Origin of the sequence: Psychrobacter sp. LV10R520-6, assembly GCF_900182925.1 — a bacterium.
Taxonomy (GTDB): Bacteria; Pseudomonadota; Gammaproteobacteria; order Pseudomonadales; family Moraxellaceae; genus Psychrobacter.
The window spans coordinates 3127230-3146137 of record NZ_LT900024.1 but is presented as its reverse complement, the minus strand read 5'-3'; the positions used below and the strand labels follow the sequence as shown (position 1 = coordinate 3146137).

The following is an 18908-nucleotide window of genomic DNA, read 5'->3' as shown; positions in this document are numbered from 1 at the left end:
TGAATTTATTGTTCTTAATTGATTATACACAACTAAAAAGCAATCAATACTAGCATGCGCATAGCCACTGGACTGTCTCAAACTGTAGGAACAATATTACACGCTAGACTGGCACTTACCAAACTTTCTGTCATATTTATTGTGCGCTTATGAGCGCCTGACTTAGCATTAGTTGCTCACTATTAAGTAACTGGTATTAAGTAACAAATATTAAATAACAAACAAGTGATATCAGCAGCTTATTGATCGGTCAGGTTATACCTAAAGACCAATAGCTGGCATAATAAGATTATAATCGAGGTCGATTCATTTTATTTAATTGATTTTATTTAATTGATTCTACTTACTAGTATCGTTTAAAAAATAAGCCCACAAAATAACAGTGTATAACACTTTAAGGATCATGCAATGTATGGCGTATTAATGATTGATATTGATAGCACAGCGCTGACCGCTGAGGATGTCAGCTTAATCAAACAAGCACAAGTGGGCGGGGTCATATTATTTGCCCGCAACGTGGCAGATGCTGCCCAAGTGCGTGCGCTGTGCGACGATATTCGTTATCACAATCCTGATATTCTAATTGGCGTCGATCAAGAAGGTGGCCGAGTGGCGCGTTTACGTGAAGGCTTTACCCCATTACCACCCATGGGCAAACTTGGTGATTTATTTGACCAAGATCCCAGCCGATCCCTCAGCTGTGCTTATGATTGTGGTTACCTGATGGCAGCGGAAGTGCTGGCGGTGGGGATTGATCTCAGCTTTGCACCGGTGCTCGATAGAGATGGTATCAGCCAAGTGATCGGTGACCGTAGCTTTCATCAAGAGCCACAAGTGATCGTAGCCTTAGCCACTCAGTTTATGCGCGGCATGCGAGCGGCAGGCATGGCGACCACAGGCAAGCACTTCCCCGGTCATGGGGCTATCGCTCCTGATTCGCACGTCTCAGAAGCCATTGATGATCGTAGCTTTGATGAGATTATGGCCAGTGATATGCAGCCCTTTGCTCAAACGCTGCCATGGCTCGATGCCTTGATGCCAGCGCACGTCATGTTTTCACAAGTCGATACTAAGCCAGCCGGATTCTCTAAAATTTGGCTACAGGATATTTTGAGAAAGCAGCTAAATTTCAATGGAGTTGTGTTCTCTGATGACTTGTCTATGGCAGGAGCGCAAGCAGCAGGTGATGTTAGCGCCCGCGTACATGCAGCCATTGAGGCAGGCTGTGATATTGCACTGGTATGTAATGATAGAGTGGCCGCACATGAAGCTGCCGAGGCTGCTCAAGACTTGCCCTATCCCAATCAAAAACGTATCAAAACTATGTGCGGACAGATACCAGTATGGCAAGGTGACTTAGGTTCCACTTGCCAGCAGTTTGACCATTGGCAACAAGCTAAAGATACGGTGCTACAGACTTTTTTTGCCATTCAGTCTGCTATCCCATCATCCGAGAATACTACTGAAACAAAAGACCCAACAGCCTATAAGTAGACTTTGTTATAACAACCACAAAAAAACCGCATCTATATAGATGCGGTTTTTATTCAGTATGACTGGTCTACGCGTTGTTCAATCAGATCTTTATTGAGTGTTGGCTTTTGGGTCTAATGCTGTACCTTGGCTTGGGTCATCGCCGTCTGGTAGTAAGTCATCGTTGTTATTGTCTAAGGGGTTCAAGTCTGGGTCCATAGTTGTATTTACACCCATATCACCACCATCACCTGCAGTTATAGCAATCCCATTATCATCTACTGCCATGCTTTCATCATAAACAGTAAATTCGATACGGCGGTTAAGGAAGCGACCTTTTTCAGTTGAGTTATCAGCGATTGGTTCAGACTCGCCCATACCTTTAGTCATCAGCTTGCTTGCATCAATACCTTGAGAGACCAAATACTCTTTTACAGATTCAGCGCGATCACGAGATAAATCCATGTTGTACGCATCTGAAGCTAAGCTGTCAGTATGACCAATAATCATAAGCTTCATATCAGCTACTTTAGTGATAATATTAGCGGAGCGCTCAAGAAATGGTTTGTTAACATCTGGAATAAAGGCTTTATCAAGCTCAAAGTTAATCACTTGAAGGCTGAGTGCACGGGCAACATCGCGTGGGTCTGGATTTTCACCCAGCTTCTCAACAGCGGCGTCTGCAGCAACTAAGCTATTATCAATCTCATTTTGCATATCCAATGGACCTTCTGCTCTTACCATCATAGCAGGTGCAGCTGCTTGGATATCGGCAACCAATTGCTCAAGTGACGCAGCATCTGGCGAGTTCACAACGATCTCATCACCTTTAACAATCATGCTAGCATTGGGCGAATTTTGGATGATTGGTAGAATCGCTGATAGCACTGAAGCGGCTGGCATATCTGTAGCAAAACCGTCATCAACGTCTGAGCGACACTTAGCCGCTTCGTCACCAAAGGCATTTTGCACCGCGCTCATGATTTGAGAGTTAAGTGCTTCGTCACCAGCATTGATGCGGCAAGCATATAGCATGTTGCCTTCACCGGTAGCAATGCGAAGTGATGCAGGCTCGATATCCTCAGCTGCTGCCATTGCCGTAACTGGCGTGGTTTCTTCCCCAACCACTTCTTCAGTAACTATCGGTGTTGCGACTGGCTCAGGATTCTCTTGGCAACCTCTGAGTAGCGCCCAAGCCAAAGCACCCAAAATAATCAAACCAATAATTGGCAATAACGCTTTCATAAAGCTGCCACTTTTTTCTTCTTCCCGTACTAGTGGTGCCATACTGGTAGTATCAGAAATGCGTTCGCCAGCAGGCCCAGCAGCTACCATACCAGCCGGTACGACAGCACTTGCCCAAGCTGGGATATGATGCTGATAATTATCAAGATTGTCGTTTAAAAACTGAGGTACAGGAGTTGTGCCAGCTAGACTTTTGATTTCGTGATATGCCAGCGGTGCTGCCATAGCGACTAGGCCACGAGCTGCAGTCGCATCAACGTTATGTGCTCCGGCAAGTTCGCGTGATATACGGTCACGATGTGCATCATCGGTCCATACTCGGTCATAAAATCCTTGATCATCACGCGCTATGTTTTCGTTTGAAAAACGCCCGTAAGTGTCTTTATCCGCTAAACGAGCTGCAAAAATAGCATAAAATTGCTCAAGAAGGCCTTTCTTAGCTGGGCTCTGATCATCGCCAAGCACGGCTGGACTGACTGTTCTTGTCAAATGATTGATAATATCCATAATATATTTTCTCCATTAATTGTTGTTCGTGTGATATAAAAATCACTCTTATTCAAAACAGCTAACAAACACATTTATTCTGATACAAATCAATTATAAAGTGTCCTTATTAATTTATTTAGCGCTGATTGATTTGTTTGGTTGCGTTCATTATAGAAGTGTTAGCTAAGCTCACACAATAAATGCGCTGTTGTGAAAATGATACTTTAAGTAATCTTTCAGGTGTTACACGTAACTACAACTACTACGTATTACATATCATTAACATGACAACGATAAGTAGTTACACAGAATACTGAGGTAGTGAGCAATTTTAGTTAAAAACTTAAACAATATTAATGAATTAGCCAGCCACACTATTTTAAATACTTATCTCAATTTACTGAATTCATTGATTAGAAATGGCGTTTTTATCAACTGGACGACCCCCTTGCGCAGGCTCAGCGATAATAGTGTTGTTGGCAATAGCATCAACTTCGGCCTGTGACATTGGCCCTGAAGATTGAACAGGCTGATCGTTTGGCGGTAGATTATTGCGGTTACTATTGATACTTCTCGGAGGTGGTGGGGGCGCAGATTCAATATTATTGTCGATGTTATTGCTAGTAGGCTGCTGGTTCGGCTGATTGGTTATCATATTGTCATTAGTAGTAATGGGAGAGCTGCCATTGTTTGGTATAGTGGCATTGTTGTTATCACCGTTATTAAAATTGCTATTATTATAAGTTTCGTCATAGGTGTTGGTGGGAGGCTGTGCAATAGCTATCGGCGTAGCAGTGGTAATCGTCATCGCTGGTATTAACGTGCGCACATCAATGAGCAAGCGCTGTAATAGAATATCATCTGGCGCTTCTAATCTAATACTGTCATTTTGCAGTTGTAGCCGTGAAAATGGCGCGGCTCTCATTAAAGTTAAGACATTGGGCAGCGTGGCTATATTCATACTTGCAAGTGTGGTCGCTACTCCTTCTTGCACGGTTACATCACAAATGCTGGCTTGCTCACCAAAGCTGGTTATTAAGGCTTGTCTGAACGAGGTTTGTAAATTAACATCACCAACCGTTGCCGAACAGGTATATAAGTTACCACTATCATCGACGCCAACCATCAATTGCGCAGGTATTAATACTTGCGGCGTCGTCACCTCGGGCGTGGTTACCACAGGCGCGACCACTACCGATTGAACAGGCTCAGCATTATCATGTCTAAAGAATAGTGCCCAAACCAACCCAATGGCCAGCAATGCGCCGCCCAATAACAATAAACGCACTAACAAGTCATTGCGCTGATTACGGCTGCGTACTTCTGCGCGGGTATCTAACGTATGATAGGTGGAAGGATTGGCATGAATAGCATCAGTGGCAATAGGTACAGAGTCGTCATTGGTTTCAATAACTACAGGCATATCATCAGTAGCAAGCGCTTGCTCAGCCGCAACTACGGCTTTGGTCACTTGATTGTTTTCATAAATCAGCGGCTCTTCTGTTACTTCCGCCACAGGAGCAATGACCGATGACGCCCAAACGGGTAAATACTGACGGATAGTAGGCTGCTGCGCTTGCAAAAATGCAGGCAAAAACTGTCCATTCGCCAATTGCTTAAGCTCTTGGTACGCCAAATGCGCGGCATTTGTGACCAGCTTCTCTGTCGTCGTCTCATCGATATGATGGGTGGCTGCCAGCTCTTGAATTAACAAACGGCGCTGACTTGGCTGTTGCCACAGCTGCTCAAATAATGGCCGGCTCGCCACTGGGTCTACCAGATTATCGGTACGTTGCAGCTGCGTGTACACCTCTGGAACAGCAAGGCGGGTGACTAAAATCGCATAAAACTGCTCAAGCAAGCTGAGATGGGCCACGCTACCACTTACCCCTAATACCGCAGGGGTAACGGTTTGTTCTAATTGGTCAATAATATTCATAAATACGGCCTTTACCGGCGTTAGTTTTAAGGTGGAAACATTGCAAAAATCGTTCAAAATAAAGATAAGGGATCTATAGTCAGTTTACTTTAAAATAGAGACAGTACGACTGGGGGAAATTTTTGCTGCTTAATAACATTATGTAGTAATGAAAGCAGTTATTAAGTCAACCATAAAAAGCGCTTAGGGTATATGAGGTTAATGCGATGAGTTCCGCCTTAATTGCTCTTGATTTGTATGCGTATGTAAATTCTATCGGAGCATGATTGTGGTTTGGCTTCAAAGTATTTAAGATAAAAGAAAATGAGATAAAAGAAAATGAGATAAAAGAAAATCGGTAGTCGCAATGCTCGCGTTTACATTATTACTTTACTGCTATTCAGCTGCTACTTAGCGATAGCCATTAGACTCTAATGGTCTTTGTTTATTAGTCTAAGGATTACTCTTTGTTTAACCACACAACTCTTATCATTATTATTACCGTTGTTGTCAGTTTATTAGCGTGGCAAAATAAAGCGCTGTTTAATCGGCTGATTTTTTATCCACCGGCAGTGAGTGATGGTCAGTGGGACCGCTTTGTAACGCACGGTTTTATTCATGCTGACAGTATGCATCTGCTGTTCAATATGTTTACTTTATACTTTTTTGGTCGCGCTATTGAAGGTCTGTATGAGCCGTTTTTGGGTGGTTATGGCTTTATAGTATTTTACATAGTAGCTATCATCATTGCGATGATTCCAAGCTATATTAAGAATAGAAACAATGCCAGCTATTTGAGCCTTGGGGCATCGGGCGGGGTTTCAGCGGTACTGTTTGCCTTTATTTTATTAGCGCCATGGGAGACTATCTACCTGTTTGCCATTGTTCCTATTCCAGCGATATTATTTGCCGTCGCTTATGTGGCTTATAGCATCTACGCTAATAAGCGCGGTGGGTCCAATATCAATCATATGGCGCATCTATGGGGCGGTGCATTTGGGGTGATAGCGACCATTATACTGGAGCCGCAAGTGCTGCCCCACTTTATTAATGCGCTACTCTCGCCCATTTTTTAGAGATGATTTTAATTTTTGAGAACTTTGAATTTGATAACGACTTATGATTATAGATATTATTGGTGATATTCATGGTTATGCGGATAAGCTAATCGGCTTACTTAAACAATTAGGCTATAACCATAATGGTGAGTGTTTTATGCCCCCGGACGGTCATCGCGCGTTATTTATTGGTGATTTGATCGATCGCGGAACACAGCAGGTAGCAACGCTTGAGACTGTCTTTGCGATGTTAGACGCGGGCGTTGCTGACGCGGTAATGGGCAATCATGAATACAATGCACTCACCTTTGCTACCCTTGAACCCAGTCACAATAACAGCAATCCTCAGCGCTATTTACGCTCTCATAATGACGTCCATAATCATCAGCATGAGGCGTTCCTAGCCGAAGTACCCTTTGGCTCAAAGTCTCATCAATATTGGCTACAAAGGTTTTATGAAATTCCGTTATGGCTTGAGACCGAATACGCCTGTTTTGTCCATGCCTGCTGGGATGTGGACAGTATGGCGGTACTCAAACCGTTACTGACCGCCGATAATTGTCTGACGCCTGAAGCGCTATTAATGACGGCGCAAAAGCATACCTCGCCCTATGAAGCACTTGAGCGCGTATTAAAAGGCGTAGAAACAGCGCTACCAGATGGTCTAGTCATGGTCGACAAAGACGGCGCTGAGCGCACGCAAGTTCGAGTGCGCTGGTGGCTTGATGAGCTAAACTCCCAAACCATTCATCAAATTGCACGCGCCCCTAATTCAGGACTGGCACAAATCCCAGTTGATGCCATGGCTGAAAACATAAACTTTGCTTTGAAAACCCATAAGCCCGTGTTCGTTGGTCATTATTGGTTGACTGGCGAGCCCGAACCACTCAGTATTCAAGTGATTTGTACTGATTATTCAGCAGCGGTCGATAGCGGCTACCTAACTTGCTATCAGCTGGATACTGAACAGTCTCTACCCCTCAAAGCTGCTAATTTCGTGCAATATCGTCATGATTGAGTAACCAGCATTAGAGTAACTATAGTTAATTCAATTTAGAAACGGTACAGGGCTACCAATAATAAAACTTGGCTTTACGGCTGGGGCAAAACTTTTGTATGATGGTCGTTTTGAGGATATCCTATCATGAGCACTGCATCGGCTACTGCCCATTCTATCGATCAACACAGCCCTATTACTTCCCCTAGCGGTCAACCAAAAGTTGGCATCATTATGGGTTCGCAGTCTGATTGGGCAACCATGAGTGCCGCCGCCCAACTATTGGCAGATTTTGATATCGCTTTTGAATGCGAAGTGGTCTCGGCGCATCGAACGCCGGACAGATTATTCGACTACGCCAAAGGCGCTAAGGACAACGGCTTACAAGTCATTATCGCGGGCGCAGGCGGCGCGGCGCATCTACCTGGTATGTGTGCCAGCCAAACGCCACTGCCGGTCTTGGGCGTACCGGTAAAATCCTCAATGCTGAGCGGTTGGGACAGCTTATTGTCTATCGTGCAAATGCCCAAGGGTGTTGCGGTTGGAACATTAGCGATCGGTAGCGCTGGCGCTTATAATGCCGCCCTGCTTGCCATTCAAATTTTAGCATTGCATGATAATTTAATTGCTACTAAGCTGCATAATCTACGTAAAGCGCAAACTGAAACTATTCTAGCCAGCCCAACTCCTGGTATCATTAACAGCTGATAATTAACCACTAAATATCGCGAATAATAATGCAAGTATACTGAGCCAATAAATCGTACTTAGCCTGACCTTTTAGCTCAGATAGATTTAATTTGAATTTTGTTAACTTGATATTTATTTTTAGATAGGTTTTACTGAATACAAGGTGCATATCGTGCACCTTTTACTATTTTTACGCGCCTTTTACCGTACTGAACGACTTAACCCATTTTCAATATAAAGAGCCCTCCATGACCACAGCCAACGCTTATCCTGTCACCCAAACCATTCGTACTATCGGTATCTTAGGCGGTGGTCAGCTCGGCATGATGCTCGCACAAGCAGCACTGCCGTTGGGTTATCAGTGTGTGTTTTTAGAAGACAATATCGACTGCCCTGCCAGCCTTTATGGCCGCGTCTTTAGCAGCGAACAGTTAGAAGATTTTATTGCCGCAGCAGACGTGTTTACCTTAGAGTTTGAAAATACCCCAACAGTAACCGTCGAGCAGCTGGCGCAGTTGTCCCAGTCAAACGTAAAAAGTACAGGTACAAAAAGTACCAGTACAAAACAAGGTATGTTTCCGCCGCCGATTGCCCTTGATATTGCTCAAGACCGCTTAAAAGAAAAGCAAATGTTTAATACACTTGATATCGCCACTGTACCCTTTATGGTGGTTAGTTCACAAGCCGAATTAAAACAGGCTTGCGATACCTTAGGACTGCCTATCGTGCTTAAAACCAGCCGCGGTGGTTATGATGGCAAAGGTCAATATACTATCAAGCAAGACAGTGATATCAAGCTGGCTTGGCAAGACCTCAAAGAGGCAGTAAGCGGCAAAGGGGCATTGACGCCGACACCTGCCCCATTAATAGCTGAGGGTTTTATTAACTTTAGCCGTGAGGTCTCCATCATTGCTGCACGCGCGCAAGACGGTACGGTTCGCTGTTATGACTTAGTCGAAAACCATCACCACAATGGTGTGCTGGCCAAGACTCAAGCGCCAGCAGTGGGTACCAGTCATTTATTTAAACAAGCAAAAGATGCGATTACGACAGTGATGAATCATCTCGGCTATGTTGGTGTTATGGCGCTTGAGCTGTTCGTCACTAAAGACGCCCGCGGCCATGATTCCCTACTTGCTAATGAGATTGCGCCGCGCGTCCACAACTCTGGGCACTGGAGTATCGAAGGGGCAATCACCAGTCAGTTTGAAAACCATATTCGCGCCGTGGTAGGTCTGCCTTTAGGTGATACCGACAACGTCCATCCGGCGATTATGGTCAACGTATTGGGACAATATCCTGATATTAGCGCCGTTCTAAATATAGATGGTGCCCATTATCACAGCTATCATAAGGCGGAACGTGACGATCGAAAAATTGCCCATATTACCTTAATGCCCAATGATGTCACCGATTTGGAGCCAGCATTGGCCAAGCTGGTTGCGGTATTACCCAATAAGGTGGGTCTAGATAAAAAAAGCGCGGCGATAAATAATACTGAGCTTAATAGCGCAAGTGGTGCTGAAAACCAAGAAGCTGACCTTAACGCTGCAAAAGAAGCGTCTACCATAACTGCAAATTATAAAACGCCAAAAGACACCAATGACGAGGCAAAAAAATAATGCAGATTTGGGTGGATGGCGATGCAGTGCCGCTGGTTGCCAAAGAGTTGATTATCAAAACTGCTGAACGCACAGAAACGATGGCAATATTCGTCGCCAATCAGCCGATTAAGCTGCGCAAATCGCCATTGATAACGATGACAGTAGTGCCACAAGGGTTCGACAAAGCCGATGATTATATCGTTGAGCACATACAAGCAGGCGATTTGGCCATCACTAGTGACATTCCATTGGCCAACGATATTCTTGATAAAGGCGGCAAGGTCCTAACCACGCGCGGAGTCATTTATGATAAAAACAACATCAAGCAAAAGCTGAATATGCGCGATTTTATGGATACCATGCGTGGTACTGGAGTGTTAGAGTTGCAACAAATGAGCGGCCAAAAACCCTATGGCGACCGCGATAAAAAAGCTTTTGCTGATGGGCTTAATAGTCTCGTTCGTGGCTAATTTATATGCAAACAGCCTAATGTATAAATAGCTTAAACGGATGGAATAAATTTAGTATAGTCAGTACCAAATAAAATAGATACAAACATGGTTTCGTATAACTGGCAGAAATTTTTCTAGCTTGCTGTGTGACTGCGTCACTCCAGAGGCTTCGAAAATTTCTCCCAGCCATACTGTGTTCGTTTTAAAGTGGCTCAACTATAGTATGAATAAGCTAATAACCGTTTTTTACCTATACCGCTTTTATTATATCTCTCGCTATTCTATTACTGTCTCAATAAATAGTAAGATTAAATTCTTTTCCTTACTGCAAACCCTATACATTCTGCAACTAAACATCATGCAATAGGCACGCTTCATAACGAAGTAAGTGCTTTGCATTTGTTACTGTGTATTCAGCTTTTACCGTTAAGAATTTTATAACGATAACTGTCATGTAGTATTTTTCATATATGGCGCTTAATGGTAAATATTTAGAACAATAAATCCATTATAAATAATAGGAAAGATTATGAAAATTTTAGTGATTGGCGCAAGCGGTCGAGTGGGTAGTGATTTGGTTAAGCAACTATTAACCGATAAGCATCAAGTAATCGGCACCACACGCGACAAAAAGAAATTATTCGATGCGGATAATTACTCACAATTGGATTTAGATCTATTAGCAAATAAAGACGACATTCAAAATCAAATTGATGATGATGTTGAAGCAATATACTTTGTAGCAGGTTCTGGAAATAAAGACTTATTAGAAGTAGATTTACACGGTGCAGTGAAAACCATGCAAGCGGCACAGGACAAAGGTATCAAGCGCTATATCATGCTCAGCACGGTGTTTTCATTGGACACTAGCAAATGGACAAGCTCTGCGATTGAAAATTTAAAAGAATATTACATCGCCAAACATTACGCTGACCAATGGTTAGTCAACGACAGCACCCTTGATTACACTATCGTTCAAGCCGCTGCCCTAAAAGAACGTGCCGGTACCGGTAAAATTACAGTCAATGGTACTGATGCTGGCGAGAATGCCATCGAAGATGTCGCTGCTACGCTAGTAGCGGTGTTAAATGATGACAGTGCGAGCAAAAAGGTCTTTAGCATGCAGAATGGTGATACGCCAATAAATGAAGCTATCGCAAGTTTATAACGAATCTGTTAACCATTAGCAAATATTAAAGTAACAACCTTCAAAACATGTCACCAATTGGCTCATAGCTTCTAGAAACAGTATCTAGAATGGGTCGATTGATGACATGTTTTTTATTGTCGGTATGTTTGTTGTTGGCGTATATGAATTGAGGCTATTCGTGTGCTAAAGCTTATAAGCGCCTTATGCCAAACCACTAGGGAAAGGGATTACTTCTTGTAGGCAAGTTGCTCCCGTTAGCACCATCAATAGTCTGTCGATACCAACAGCAATGCCGCTACATGGTGGCAAATCATCGCAAGCGGCTAGCAAATGCTCATCAATGGGGACCGGCGGTAAGTTATGACGACGGCGCAATTGATTGTCTTGCTCAAAACGTTGTCTCAGTGCTGTGCCATCCGCTAATTCATCATAAGCGTTAGCAAGCTCAATACCGTTGATATATAACTCAAAGCGCTTAGCGACCATATTACCGTCCCTATCGAGAGCGGTTTTTGCTAATGCGGCGGTCGCAGGTGGATATTCGATAATTAATGTGGGCAAATCATGCCCTAGGTTTGGTTCTACCGCATGACTGAACAATAAATCCAGCCAGCTTTGGCGACTGTCTTCTTTATTATTAAAATCAAAGCCTGTTAAACCTTTGTCTTCTGCGACCGCTTGTAGCGCGTCGATGCTGGCCGTTAGGGGGTGAATACCGACAAAGTCCATAAACGCGTCAACATAGCGGTAATGATTCATCACTATTGGATAGCCGTACAGCACTGATAACAGCTCACCAAGCTCGGCAGCAAGGTCATTTAAGCTAGAGTACGGCTGATACCACTCAAGCATGGTGAACTCAATATTATGCCGTGTCCCTATCTCGTTATCACGAAAAACCGGACAAATCTGATAAATAGCCACCTGCCAACTGGCAAGTAAACGCTTCATCGCAAACTCAGGTGAAGTATGCAGATAATAGGAGCGTTGTTGGTCTTGATAGGTGACGTGAGCAGTGACTGATTGTAGAAAGGTATCGGTATTGCCGGCCTGCGATAGTAACGGCGTTTGTACCTCAAGCACTTGGCGTGCTATAAAAAACTGCCGAATATCGTGCAGTATTTTTGCGCGCTTACGCGCCATAGTCAGAGTCATCGTTGGCGCGTATGATGGCGTGGGCATTAAGGTTTGCTTACTGTCTAAGGTCATCGTTGTTTACTACTGTTCATGAACTACCCACTACCTAAGAGGTAGGGGTTTCTTGGGTAATACCCATACTTATTTGCGATGTTCTTTAAAACCGTGAAGATTTTAAAATCGATCAAAGTTTATAGGGACTGTTTATAGAGGTTATTTAACTTATAGAGGTTATTTAGAACTGCCATTCACGGCGCAAGTGATAATCCCGTCTAAGCTGGTCAAAATTGGCCCCGTTAACTTGGCCGTCGGCTACCTTGCTCCGTAATAACGCATCGTCTTGCATAATGTCATAAAACTTAATAAGTCTGTCAGGATGCGCTTTTAGCTCGGACCATAAGAACATATTGACTGGTAGCAGTTTATGCATGGACTGAGCAGGGATCACGGTAAATTTTTCACATAACGCGTCATAGATTATTTGCGTGCCGCGTAGCTTACCTTCTAAGGTGTAGCCAGCGATATGCGGGGTGGCGATAGCCAGCTTCGACAACAAACGCTCAGTAATCTGTGGCTCATGTTCAAACACATCAAGCACGACCTGCCGTCCTGTACGGTCAATATCCGCCTCGAGGTCATCGGCCTTAATCACGGGTCCGCGCGCGCTATTAATTAGTAAAGTATCTACTGGCAGCGCCTCAAGAACAGCCGCATCAATCAAATGCTGTGTTGGATAGTTGCTGCTTTTAATGCCTTCTGCATCCGTTAGCGGCACATGCAAACTTACCACATCACTTTGGCTCAGTACCTGAGCGAAGCTGGCGTTGTTAAACGTTGATTCAGGTAATAACGGATCATAACCGAGCACTTGCCAGCCCAAATCAGTTGCATAGTGTGCCAGCGTGCTACCAATATTGCCAAGACCAATGATGCCCAATGTTAATGGGGTCATTGGCTGCTGCCAATATTGCGGACGTAGAGTTAAGATAGCAGTCAGCACATATTGCGCCACCGAATGCTTGCTACAGCCAGCGGCATTGGCGAAGGTAATATTGCGCTCAGCCAAATAAGCCTCATCAACGTGGTCAGTACCAATAGTCGCAGAACCGATGAACTTCACGCTATGATTATCTATCAATAATCGCTCATTTATCGGTGTCACAGATCGTATTAATAGCACATCGGGCTGGGTGTCTGCGAGCAGTTGCGCATTGATATCCCGTCCTGCCACAGTAACAACATTTACCGTCTGCTCGGCCCCTTTTCCCAGCGTTTGCGGATTAAAGAACGCATCAAGGCTGGCGATATTACTATCAGCGATAATGGTAAGGGTCTGGGCAGTTTTAGCTTTTACGTTAGTGTTCATACCGCCAGGATTAATAACACGAGAAGGAATAGTGTTAGGCATCGTTGAGCGCCTCTATTGATGAATTTTTACTATCAGTTGTTTTCAGTACGCTCATCAACAGACAGCGGGTTCTGATTGTCGTTTAAAACTATTTCTTGTGGCGCGAAGATTTCATTTTTATGTTGAGATATCCACTCGCGCCATACCGCAAGTCCAATGGCCAGTACAACGGGGCCGATAAATAAACCGACAAAACCAAAGGCAGTTAAACCGCCTAAAACACCGATAAAAATAATGATAAAAGGAATTTTGGTAGCACCGCTAATAACGATAGGACGAATTAGATTGTCGACCCAGCTTATCACCAGCACGCCCCAGAGGGCCAAGCCAATACCTTCTGCGGTATGTCCTTGGCTTAACAACCAAATCGACACCGCACCCCATGCAAATGGCGTACCAAACGGTATCAGCGCCACCACAAAGGTTAGAATAGTCAATAGAATCGGACTTGGCGACCCTGAGAAATAATAGCCAATACCCGCAAGTATTGCCTGTGCCAATGCGGTCAGGCCAATGCCATATACCACAGCGCGCGTGGTCGTACCTACAGAGTCAATATAACCATCAATACGATTGCCAATGATATTGCGCAATGCTTGGCGAATTTGACGTACGAGACTGGTACCATCACGATAAAAGAAAAACAGGGTCATCAATGCCATACCAAGCTTGGCAAAACTGCTAAACACCACATCAAGCGCCACTTTGCCATAGTACAAATGCGATTGTACCCAAAGACGAAACGCTTCCAGCGTGCCTTCAGGATTTTTATTGATTCTCCACAGAATATCTTTGACTTGCTGACCAAGAATAGGAAGGTCTTTAATAGAATCAGGCACATCTACGTAGCCCACTCTAATCCGATAAATCAAGTTGCTGATGATGCTCAGCGCTTCTTGCTGCAAAATAAATATACCAATGACTAGCGGCACGCCAATCATTAAAGAGATGCTCACTGTCATAATAGATGCGCTAAAATCCGAGCTAAGCCTTACTTTCTCATGAAAAAACTTATAAACCGGAAAAGTCACATAGGCTAAAATCGCCGCCCACAATGCCGGCACAATGAAGAACTGTACCACTTGAAAGCACAATATAAACAGCACCACTAACAAAGTAATGGCCAGCAAGCGCTGAATAATAAATTCTTTTGTCCAGTTTTCAATCATAGCGTATAAACCAACAACGAACAGCAAAACCTAGCGCGCTTTTACTGCAAAATTTATGAATATGCGAACATCAGCCTATGGACCATATCCATAAGCGGTATCCATTGACGATAGTAGTTAATAATAAGTATAAGGACAAGGACAAAATATTTCTGTATAAAAAGGCATGAAAAATCACGTGACTCAAAATGACTGCCATTCCTTTTTACATAACTCCCTATTATGCAGTAAGGTATAACAAATAAATAATGATATGTTGTAATTTTTACTTACAATTTTCTTTGTGGCGTCTAACTGAACGCTAACTTTAACGCCCAAAACTTAGGCTCTAAAAACGATAGCCGTTAAGCCCCCTTTTACCCAAACGCTATGAGCAGGCACCGGTCAGGGTAAATCACTGCTGCGTTCTCGTAGGGCGAACAATTAATGTTATACTAAAGAAACTCTTTTTAAGTTTTTAAAATGGAGTTAAGTCAATTTTACGTGGTCTATTTTCGACGTTTTTAGTACTTAACATATTCTCAAGACTACTTTTTTGGAACTACTTCTAACAATAACCTTTAGAATAACTTCGGTAGCTACTGAACCATTTCAATGGCTACTTTTTAAACTATGCTTAATACCTTAAGCATGTGGGTTTAATACCTTAGGCATGTGGGTATTGTCCACGAGCGATACATTAGCGCCTGCACCACGTTTTAAACTCATAACGCGAATTCGGAATTCGGATTCAAAATTAAGAGTAATGTTTTGGATAATTTCGGATTCATTTTGAGCTATTTTTATTTTGAGTTAATACTTTTGAACTGGCTATTTTGAACTACCCGCTATTTTAAACTAATAATGCTCCACCAAATTTTAAACAATATATTGATAGGAACAATAACAATGTCAAAAGACACTGATACCCCCAACCTTACTCCCTCGAATGAGGATAGTAAGACTACTATGACCCAAGATACTGTCACTTTTGCCTTAGCCCAATCGCACTTTTTGGTCGGTGATATCACTACCAATGCCGAAAAAATGCGCACGCTAGCATTACAAGCGCGCGAGCAAGGTGCTGATGTTATCATCTTTCCAGAGCTGGCGTTACTAGGCTATCCCCCACAAGACTTACTGTTGCGCCCTAGTTTATCCGGTCGCATCAAAAGTGCTCTATCTACCTTAAGTGATATTGAAGATATCGTGATGATTGTCGGCTATCCCCATGTCGACCATCATGGCACGTTTAACTCCGCTGCCATCCTACATAATGGCCATCAAAAAGGCTTTTATCATAAACAGTTCTTACCCAACTACGGGGTCTTTGATGAGCGCCGTTACTTTGATAAAGGGCGCAATCAAGTTTTATTTGACTATAAAGGTATTACCATTGGCCTACTTATCTGTGAAGATTTATGGGAAAAGAACCTCACTGCTGAGCTGAAACAACAAGGCGCCGACCTTATTGTCAGCCTAAATGCCTCGCCGTTTGAATTAAAAAAACAAGACGCGCGCAAGACTATGCTGGCCAAGCGCAGTCGCGAGCACAAGCTGCCGATTATTTATGTCAATGCCGTTGGCGGTCAAGATGACCTAGTGTTTGATGGTGGCTCGATGGCGGTACAAACTGATGGCACTATTGCTCATGAAGCGCCACGCTTTATGAATCAGCTTATGCTAGCCAGCTTAAACGTCAACACCTTCAAGTTCAATACTCAAGTCAAAGCGCCACTGTCGTTGAGCCGCGAGTCAGAAATGTACCAAGCATTGGTCGTAGGCTTGCGTGATTATGTCAATAATTCAGGATTTACCGGGGTGATCATCGGTCTGTCTGGCGGTATTGATTCGGCATTGACCTTATGTATCGCGGTCGATGCACTGGGCGCAGACAAGGTCTATGCGGTAATGATGCCGTACGAATACACTTCAAAAATCAGTTTAGAAGACGCGCAAGCCCAAGCCCGTCGCTTAAACGTTTCTTATACGGTTTGCCCTATTTTTGATGCGGTTGAAGGCATTCGTCATACGCTTGCGCCATTATTCAATAAGTCGCCTGCAGACACTACCGAAGAAAATATCCAAGCGCGCGCGCGTGGCGTCATCTTAATGGCATTGTCTAATAAGTTTGGGCATTTGGTCATTACCACTGGTAACAAGTCAGAGCTAGCCGTTGGCTACTCTACCTTATACGGCGATATGGCGGGTGGTTTTGATGTGCTAAAAGACGTCTATAAGACCCAAGTCTATGACTTGGCAAGCTATCGCAACCGCCTTGAGGACACGCCCGTCATCCCTGAGCGCGTTATAACCCGTCCACCGTCAGCTGAGCTGCGTCCCGATCAAAAGGACCAAGACAGCCTACCAGATTATGAGGTCTTGGACGGTATTCTAAAATTATATATCGATGAAGATATGGGCTATCAAGACATTATTGATAAGGGTTTTGATGCGGAGGTGATCGCCAAGATCATCACTATGGTCGATAATAGCGAATACAAACGTAGTCAGGCACCCATTGGTACTAAGATTAGTCACAAAGCCTTTGGTCGTGAACGCCGTTATCCGTTGGTTAACAAATGGTCAATTAAAGGTTAAAGGCTCATCATTATTTTATCGTTTTATGTCTGTCATATTGAGACCTTAATACTGAGATAGCTTTAGTTTTTTACAAGAAACAATCGTCATGTTTTATAATCAGCTGGGTGCTTGCCCAGCTTTTTTATTATCTATATATAAAACCCTTCCTATTTATTCCAACTGGTTAACAGACTCTGTCTGTCTATTGTTATGTTTAATCCTACCTGTTTTTATTCGAGTACTTCATGAGCTTGCTAACTGCTAGTGTGTTTATTCTTTTATTAATTGCGCTAAGTGCCTTCGTTTCTGGTGCTGAGATTGCAATCGCGGCTGCTCGTAAAGTTAAGCTGCAAATCTTAGCAAAAGAAGGTGATGTACGGGCGCTTGTCGTCCTGAATATGCAAGAGCATCCCGGCAGCTTTATCACTGTTGTACAAGTGGTTCTGAACGCCGTAGCTATCTCAGCGGGTGCTATAGGTGAGTCAGCAATCAGTCCTTATTTGGGGCTTTTGTTTAATAACGAAGCGTTAGCATCTGTTGTGTCGTTTGTCCTAATCACTAGCATATTTTCCTTGTTTGCTGATTTGATGCCAAGACGCCTTGCTATGTCAAACACTGAGATTATTGCCGTAAAATTAGTACGGCCGATGATCTTTTTAATTTTTGTCTTAAAGCCTATTATCTGGGTATTTAATGGCGCGGCGAACTTTATATTTAAGCTAACAGGCATCTCAACCGTACGCAACGACGATATGACTTCAGAAGATATTTACGCGGTTATGGACGCTGGTGCTGAAGCGGGCGTCATTAAGCATCAAGAGCATCATTTGATTGAAAATATCTTTGAGATGCAAGAGCGTACGGTAACTTCTGTAATGAATCCACGCGAGCATATTGTTTACTTTGATACTCAGGCTAGCACTGAAGAAGTAGTCAAGGTAATGATTGAGCAGCCACATAATAAGTTTTTGATCTGTCATGATGATGATTTAGAGCATATCATTGGTTATGTGGAGTCGCGTAGTTTTTTGGCCTTAGTGCTGGAGCAGCAAAAGGTTTGCTTAACAGACAAAGCGCTATTAAAACCGGCACTGTTTATTCCTAATACCTTATCGTTATTCGAGGTATTAGAGATGTTTAAGTCTACGGGCGCTGACTTTGCGGTCATCGTTAATGAATATGCGCTGGTCGTTGGGGTAATTACCCTAAAGGACGTGATGAGTATCGTCATGGGTGAACTGGTAACGCTGGAGGAGCAGCCTATTGTCCAACGTACCGATAACTCGTGGCTTATTGACGGTATGACGCCGATTGAAGACGTCATTCGCTCGTTGGGAATCGTCAACCTGCCGAATAGCCAAAACTACGAAACTATTAGTGGCTTTATGATGTTTATGCTGCGTAAGATTCCTAAAAAAACCGATACAATCGAATATGCCAATTATCGCTTCGAAATTATTGCCACAGATCACCTTAAAATTACTCAGCTGCTGGTCACCAAGTTTGAAGATATTGTTTAATAAGCATCGTTTAATAGTAACCAAAAGATATATCCT

Annotated in this window: 14 protein-coding genes; 9 read left to right on the top strand and 5 right to left on the bottom strand. The window is 43.4% G+C overall.

Annotation, left to right across the window (positions count from 1 at the left end):
• The first annotated feature begins 408 nt into the window (after positions 1-408).
• The gene (gene nagZ, locus U1P77_RS13195; protein WP_321155410.1) at positions 409-1494 is read left to right on the top strand and encodes a beta-N-acetylhexosaminidase; all 1086 of its coding nucleotides are present in this window, start codon (positions 409-411) and stop codon (positions 1492-1494) included.
• 90 nt (positions 1495-1584) lie between these two features.
• On the opposite strand, the gene U1P77_RS13190 is transcribed toward nagZ, so the two are convergent.
• A complete protein-coding gene (locus U1P77_RS13190; protein WP_321155409.1) occupies positions 1585-3225 on the bottom strand; it encodes an OmpA family protein in 1641 nt (546 codons plus the stop codon).
• A gap of 388 nt (positions 3226-3613) precedes the next feature.
• Positions 3614-5146, bottom strand: a complete 1533-nt coding sequence (locus U1P77_RS13185) for a hypothetical protein (protein WP_321155408.1) — start codon at positions 5144-5146, stop codon at positions 3614-3616.
• A gap of 446 nt (positions 5147-5592) precedes the next feature.
• Here U1P77_RS13185 and U1P77_RS13180 point away from each other — a divergent pair, with 446 nt between their 5' ends.
• The 6 genes from U1P77_RS13180 to U1P77_RS13155 all read left to right on the top strand — a co-directional run bounded on the left by U1P77_RS13180 (position 5593) and on the right by U1P77_RS13155 (position 11094).
• A complete protein-coding gene (locus tag U1P77_RS13180; protein ID WP_321155407.1) occupies positions 5593-6201 on the top strand; it encodes a rhomboid family intramembrane serine protease in 609 nt (202 codons plus the stop codon).
• 43 nt (positions 6202-6244) lie between these two features.
• Complete coding sequence (locus U1P77_RS13175; protein ID WP_321155406.1) at positions 6245-7201, top strand: metallophosphoesterase; 957 nt, start codon at positions 6245-6247, stop codon at positions 7199-7201.
• Positions 7202-7327: 126 nt separating this feature from the next.
• Positions 7328-7888: a 5-(carboxyamino)imidazole ribonucleotide mutase gene (purE, locus tag U1P77_RS13170; protein WP_321155405.1), complete on the top strand. Its 561-nt coding sequence runs from the start codon at positions 7328-7330 to the stop codon at positions 7886-7888.
• Positions 7889-8118: 230 nt separating this feature from the next.
• Positions 8119-9492, top strand: a complete 1374-nt coding sequence (locus tag U1P77_RS13165; protein WP_321155404.1) for a 5-(carboxyamino)imidazole ribonucleotide synthase — start codon at positions 8119-8121, stop codon at positions 9490-9492.
• Complete coding sequence (locus U1P77_RS13160) at positions 9492-9944, top strand: YaiI/YqxD family protein (RefSeq protein ID WP_321155403.1); 453 nt, start codon at positions 9492-9494, stop codon at positions 9942-9944. Before U1P77_RS13165 ends, U1P77_RS13160 begins: the two co-directional genes overlap by 1 nt.
• 511 nt (positions 9945-10455) lie before the next feature.
• Positions 10456-11094, top strand: coding sequence for an NAD(P)H-binding protein (locus U1P77_RS13155; RefSeq protein WP_321155402.1), 639 nt, complete (start codon positions 10456-10458; stop codon positions 11092-11094).
• 183 nt (positions 11095-11277) lie between these two features.
• On the opposite strand, the gene epmA is transcribed toward U1P77_RS13155, so the two are convergent.
• The 3 genes from epmA to U1P77_RS13140 all read right to left on the bottom strand — a co-directional run bounded on the left by epmA (position 11278) and on the right by U1P77_RS13140 (position 14790).
• Positions 11278-12285: an EF-P lysine aminoacylase EpmA gene (epmA, locus tag U1P77_RS13150; protein WP_321155401.1), complete on the bottom strand. Its 1008-nt coding sequence runs from the start codon at positions 12283-12285 to the stop codon at positions 11278-11280.
• A 163-nt stretch (positions 12286-12448) separates the two neighbouring features.
• Positions 12449-13579, bottom strand: a complete 1131-nt coding sequence (locus U1P77_RS13145) for a 4-phosphoerythronate dehydrogenase (protein WP_321156708.1) — start codon at positions 13577-13579, stop codon at positions 12449-12451.
• 74 nt (positions 13580-13653) lie between these two features.
• Positions 13654-14790 carry an AI-2E family transporter gene (locus U1P77_RS13140; RefSeq protein WP_321155400.1) on the bottom strand — a complete coding sequence of 379 codons (1137 nt, stop codon included), beginning with the start codon at positions 14788-14790 and terminating at the stop codon, positions 13654-13656.
• Positions 14791-15678: 888 nt separating this feature from the next.
• Here U1P77_RS13140 and U1P77_RS13135 point away from each other — a divergent pair.
• Both U1P77_RS13135 and U1P77_RS13130 read left to right on the top strand, forming a co-directional pair.
• Positions 15679-17370 carry an NAD+ synthase gene (locus U1P77_RS13135; protein ID WP_414479019.1) on the top strand — a complete coding sequence of 564 codons (1692 nt, stop codon included), beginning with the start codon at positions 15679-15681 and terminating at the stop codon, positions 17368-17370.
• A 227-nt stretch (positions 17371-17597) separates the two neighbouring features.
• On the top strand, positions 17598-18872 hold the full coding sequence (locus U1P77_RS13130) for a polyamine export protein PaeA (protein ID WP_321155399.1): 1275 nt from the start codon (positions 17598-17600) through the stop codon (positions 18870-18872).
• The last annotated feature ends 36 nt before the right edge of the window (positions 18873-18908 follow it).

Coding starts and splice junctions, on each gene's coding strand:
- nagZ (WP_321155410.1), top strand. CDS start 409: ATGTATGGCGTATTAATGATTGATATTGATAGCACAGCGCTGACCGCT.
- U1P77_RS13190 (WP_321155409.1), bottom strand. CDS start 3,225: ATGGATATTATCAATCATTTGACAAGAACAGTCAGTCCAGCCGTGCTT.
- U1P77_RS13185 (WP_321155408.1), bottom strand. CDS start 5,146: ATGAATATTATTGACCAATTAGAACAAACCGTTACCCCTGCGGTATTA.
- U1P77_RS13175 (WP_321155406.1), top strand. CDS start 6,245: ATGATTATAGATATTATTGGTGATATTCATGGTTATGCGGATAAGCTA.
- purE (WP_321155405.1), top strand. CDS start 7,328: ATGAGCACTGCATCGGCTACTGCCCATTCTATCGATCAACACAGCCCT.
- U1P77_RS13165 (WP_321155404.1), top strand. CDS start 8,119: ATGACCACAGCCAACGCTTATCCTGTCACCCAAACCATTCGTACTATC.
- U1P77_RS13160 (WP_321155403.1), top strand. CDS start 9,492: ATGCAGATTTGGGTGGATGGCGATGCAGTGCCGCTGGTTGCCAAAGAG.
- U1P77_RS13155 (WP_321155402.1), top strand. CDS start 10,456: ATGAAAATTTTAGTGATTGGCGCAAGCGGTCGAGTGGGTAGTGATTTG.
- epmA (WP_321155401.1), bottom strand. CDS start 12,285: ATGACCTTAGACAGTAAGCAAACCTTAATGCCCACGCCATCATACGCG.
- U1P77_RS13145 (WP_321156708.1), bottom strand. CDS start 13,579: ATGAACACTAACGTAAAAGCTAAAACTGCCCAGACCCTTACCATTATC.
- U1P77_RS13140 (WP_321155400.1), bottom strand. CDS start 14,790: ATGATTGAAAACTGGACAAAAGAATTTATTATTCAGCGCTTGCTGGCC.
- U1P77_RS13135 (WP_414479019.1), top strand. CDS start 15,679: ATGTCAAAAGACACTGATACCCCCAACCTTACTCCCTCGAATGAGGAT.
- U1P77_RS13130 (WP_321155399.1), top strand. CDS start 17,598: ATGAGCTTGCTAACTGCTAGTGTGTTTATTCTTTTATTAATTGCGCTA.